Source organism: Streptococcus sp. DD10 (genome assembly GCF_001578805.1).
GTDB lineage: Bacteria > Bacillota > Bacilli > Lactobacillales > Streptococcaceae > Streptococcus.
Map to the genome: position 1 here is coordinate 1 of NZ_KQ969230.1, position 264 is coordinate 264.

General features: G+C 37.1%; 1 protein-coding gene. It reads left to right on the forward strand.

The window, feature by feature from the left end; genetic code table 11:
- Window positions 1–208 (forward strand): hypothetical protein (locus STRDD10_RS11315; protein WP_197458355.1); only part of this gene is annotated, 208 nt, incomplete at its 5' end.
- Between the last annotated feature and the right edge of the window lie 56 nt (window positions 209–264).

A 264-nucleotide genomic window follows, 5' to 3' on the forward strand; every position in this document is an offset into this window, starting at 1 on the left:
TGTTAATGATATCAAAATCTATCAAAATAAATATCCAAAGATAAAAGGCTTGGAAGAACGCATCCAAGCCTATATTGACCGCTTTCCAGAAAGCGATGTGAGTGTAGAGGTTTCTAGGGATGTTGATTTTGAAGGTGAGCAAACCTTAGAAAACTCTAGGACGTGGGTAGTTACAGTTAGTCATAAACCAACTAGACTACCCGAGTGATGATATACATTTACCGTCTCCTTTCTATGTGGGATGGTTTTATTTTATCAAAAGGA